The following is a 3,531-nucleotide window of genomic DNA, read 5'->3' as shown; positions in this document are numbered from 1 at the left end:
ACAGATTCAATAGTAGTTGAGTGTCCTTCATCAAATATGAGGGCTTGATATCTTGTTGTATCTTCCCAAAGTACGTGATAAACAGGACTAGTTGTATATGACAGAACAATTGGGGCTTCACCCTCTGTGAAAAGGCCATATGCTGATGACCATCCATCTGCGATTGTTAATGCATTTTTACCAACAGCCTTCCACCAGTCGAGATAGTTATCACCATAAACCTCAATAGTCCATAGTAATAAACCAAGACCTACAGAGCTTGTACGTGGGTCAATTAAGATGATTTTGTCCTTATAAATATCTTTCTTTAAATCTTCAAGTGAGGTCGGTTTTTCAATACCACTCTCTGAATCATATACAAAGCTAAATGCACCGTAGTCAAAAGGAAGAAGTCTATACTCTTTATCAAACTTTAACTCATCATCGATATCTTCAAGAGCTGGAGATTTATAGGTTGCAAATAAATTTGAGTTATAAGCTCTAGATGCACTGTCATCTGAAATACCTAAAATCAAGTCAGCTGGGCAGTTTTCACCTTCCATAATAGCTTTGTTGAGCATTTCAAGAGCATTACCTGTGCTAACTACATTTACTTTAATACCTGTCTGTTCCTCAAAGAGTGGAATAAGAGTAGGGCCAGAACCCCATTCAGAAGAGAATGTATCGTAACAATAGATGGTAAGTTCATTGCCATCATCCTTTCCCAAAGTTTCTGATGCACCTTTTGCAAAAATTGGTAATGCAATGAGTGTCAGAATTACTAAGGCTACCAAATGCTTTTTCATAAAGCACCTCCTAAAATAAGTCTGCCACGGGATAGAATGAGACGCGCTCCCTACGCTGGTATTATCCAGATCAGGTAACGGGTATAATCTCAGGCAATATTAGCCACCCCGGACAAATTTAGATTAGTGTAATGAATGCTCTCTGTCAATCTCTTTTAAAACATTACAAAAGAGAGTAAATTTTAAATTATGAAAAAACTTATCTCCTATAAAAGTGCCAAAGAGCTTGATAAATTAAGTCAAAATGAATATTTAATTCCATCATTAAGCTTGATGGAAAGTGCTGCAAGAGAATTTTACTCTCTAATTAAAGAGGATATAAAAAAATCAAATTCAGTTTTATTTGTTGCAGGTAGTGGAAACAATGGGGCTGATGCCTTAGCTGTTGCTAGAATGGCTTATTGTGATGGATTTGAAAATATAAAAATATATTTTGTTGATGGCCATCAAAGTGAAGAAAATTTAACTCAGTTAAATACTTGTAAAGCTTTAAATATTCCATTTGTAAATACTATAGCAGCAGATTTAATAATTGATGGATTAATTGGAGTAGGTTTTGCTGGCATTTTAAGTGAGGAAAAGAAACAAATAGTTGATGAGATATCAAAGTGTGGAAATGTAATTTCAATTGATTGCCCATCGGGATTAAGAGAGGATGGCAATTCATACTGCGTAAAGGCAAAGAAAACTATTACCTTTGGTTATGAGAAGATAGCATTTTATGTTGGAAATAATATTAATAGTGTTGGTACTGTTATTGCCACAAATCCATCATTTCCACTTTTTAAGATAAATATTGAAGAAAACTATTATCTACTTGATTATCAAGATATTTATCTTCCTCCAATCGATAGTAGAATGTATAAAAATAAAAAAGGTCATGTTGCAATTGTTGGTGGAAGTAGTGCATATACTGGAGCTATTAGACTTTCTGAACGTTCTGCTTTTAAAGCAGGAGCAGGTCTAGTTAGTGTCTTTACATCTGATGATGCTTATAGTGTGGTAGCAAGTGAAAACTTATCTCCAATAGTCAAAAGATTTTCTGATTTAAAATCTAGTGAAATCTATGATAGCTTATTAATTGGTCCTGGTCTTGTTGATTTAACAAGTGAAGAGGTAATTAACATTATTAATTTGTTTAGTGGAAAATGTGTGGTTGTCGATGCTGGTGCTATCAATATGCTTGGCGAAAGAGCTGAAGAAATAATAGATGGTAAAAATATAATTATTACCCCTCATGTTGGAGAATTTAGAGCATTAATGAAGACCTTAAAAATTGAAAGCACTGATGAATTGAGAGATATCAAAGCTGTAAGTAAAGCGTTAAAGGGAGCAACGGTTATAAAAAAGAGTAGTAATACTATTATTTTTAAAGATGATAATTACTATATTTTAGCTTATCCTAATCCTGCATTAGGTGTTGCTGGTTCAGGGGATGTGCTTGCTGGAATAACTGCTGTAATCAAAGATCCTATTCAAGGTGTATTACTACATTCTTTAGCAGGGAAAAATGCTTATAATGATGTTGGATTTTTTACAAGTGAAGAATTAATTTTAGAGGTTGGAAGATGCAGATCTACTTGTTAACAGTTGTTTATTTAATTGTTGTTGCTCTTTTCTTACTTCTTGATTGCTATAGAGAGCATTTAACATTTTTAATTAGATATCGACATTTATTGCTTACAAATGTAAAGCTACGAGTTATCTGTTTTGGTTTTGGAGTTTTACTTTCTATATTAAATTTAATTTTTCCATCAAGTCCTGGTCCTAAGTTTTTAGGAGATTTGCTTCCTTCTATTTCTTTATTTTTTTCTTCCTTTTTCTTTTTAGCTCTAAAGGAAGAAAAAATAGGGGTATCAACAATATATGGTAGGGGAAAGCATAGGGGCTTAATTTTATTAGGTGTTGCTATTTTACATTTTTTACTTCCAAATTGTGTGATACTATAAAAAAATGAATGAAAGAATTACAACCTGTGCAATTGTAATAGAAGATAGTAAAATTCTTGTTGCTAAACGATGTGTTGGTAATACAACAAATGGAAAGTGGGAATTTGTTGGTGGTAAAAATCGATATACTGAGAGTGAAGCTGAAACACTAAGCAGAGAGCTTGATGAAGAGCTAGGAATAAAGTGTGAAGTTGGAAGATTTTTATGTTCTATAGACTTTGTTAATAATGATATTCTTTATCATTTGAAAGCATATGAAGTTAAACTTTTAGAGCATAGTTTTTCTCTTTCAGTTCACTCTGAAATAAAATATGTAACAAAAGATGAATTATTATCTTTAGATATGGTTCCCTCTGACTTCTCACTAACAAAGAAGCTTATCGAACAAGGAGTTTTTTAGGATATTAAGCGGGAATCCTCGGTAATTGAATTACCGAGATGAAAGCGTAAAATACTATTTGATAAAACGTATACATATGATATCATAAATTATGAAGACAAATCTTGTACATTACAGAACTTGCGTATGTAATATCAACTATCATATAGTATGGTCAGTCAAATATAGAAGAAAGGTTTTGACTCAAGAAATCGAATCATATCTGAATGATCTTGCCAGAATGATAGCTGAAGAGAAAGGATTTACGTTAAAACAGTTTGAAGTAGGAGATAAAGATCATATACATGCTTTTGTTTCTGCTCCACCAAAGCTTTCAATTACTTCAATCGTAAAATACTTAAAAGGAATTTCTGGAAGAAAGTTATTTGAAAAATTCCCAGAATTACGTACAGAGCTT

The 3,531-nt window shown here is 32.6% G+C and carries 5 protein-coding genes and 1 riboswitch; of the genes, 4 read left to right on the top strand and 1 reads right to left on the bottom strand.

All coding sequences use genetic code 11. The features are described from left to right. A partial coding sequence (locus tag SOY52_RS01145) for a thiamine ABC transporter substrate-binding protein (RefSeq protein ID WP_320847149.1) occupies positions 1 to 785 on the bottom strand: 785 nt, incomplete at its 3' end. 29 nt (positions 786 to 814) lie between these two features. Beyond that, a riboswitch (TPP riboswitch) is annotated at positions 815 to 906 on the bottom strand. Between the two features lie 68 nt (positions 907 to 974). Between SOY52_RS01145 and SOY52_RS01140 the strand changes: the two genes are divergently transcribed. From SOY52_RS01140 to tnpA, 4 genes are all read left to right on the top strand, one after another. Continuing rightward, the gene (locus SOY52_RS01140) at positions 975 to 2,372 is read left to right on the top strand and encodes an NAD(P)H-hydrate dehydratase (protein ID WP_320847148.1); all 1,398 of its coding nucleotides are present in this window, start codon (positions 975 to 977) and stop codon (positions 2,370 to 2,372) included. Next, a complete protein-coding gene (locus tag SOY52_RS01135) occupies positions 2,354 to 2,734 on the top strand; it encodes a hypothetical protein (protein WP_320847147.1) in 381 nt (126 codons plus the stop codon). The genes SOY52_RS01140 and SOY52_RS01135 overlap by 19 nt, the downstream gene beginning before the upstream one ends. A 4-nt stretch (positions 2,735 to 2,738) precedes the next feature. Next, positions 2,739 to 3,134 carry an NUDIX domain-containing protein gene (locus tag SOY52_RS01130; protein ID WP_320847146.1) on the top strand — a complete coding sequence of 132 codons (396 nt, stop codon included), beginning with the start codon at positions 2,739 to 2,741 and terminating at the stop codon, positions 3,132 to 3,134. 91 nt (positions 3,135 to 3,225) lie between these two features. Further along, positions 3,226 to 3,531 (top strand): IS200/IS605 family transposase (gene tnpA, locus SOY52_RS01125; RefSeq protein ID WP_320847145.1); only part of this gene is annotated, 306 nt, incomplete at its 3' end.

Origin of the sequence: Bullifex sp., assembly GCF_034103065.1 — a bacterium.
Lineage (GTDB): Bacteria > Spirochaetota > Spirochaetia > Sphaerochaetales > Sphaerochaetaceae > Bullifex.
Note: the sequence above shows the minus strand (reverse complement) of the source record. Positions and strands in the feature narration are given on the sequence as shown.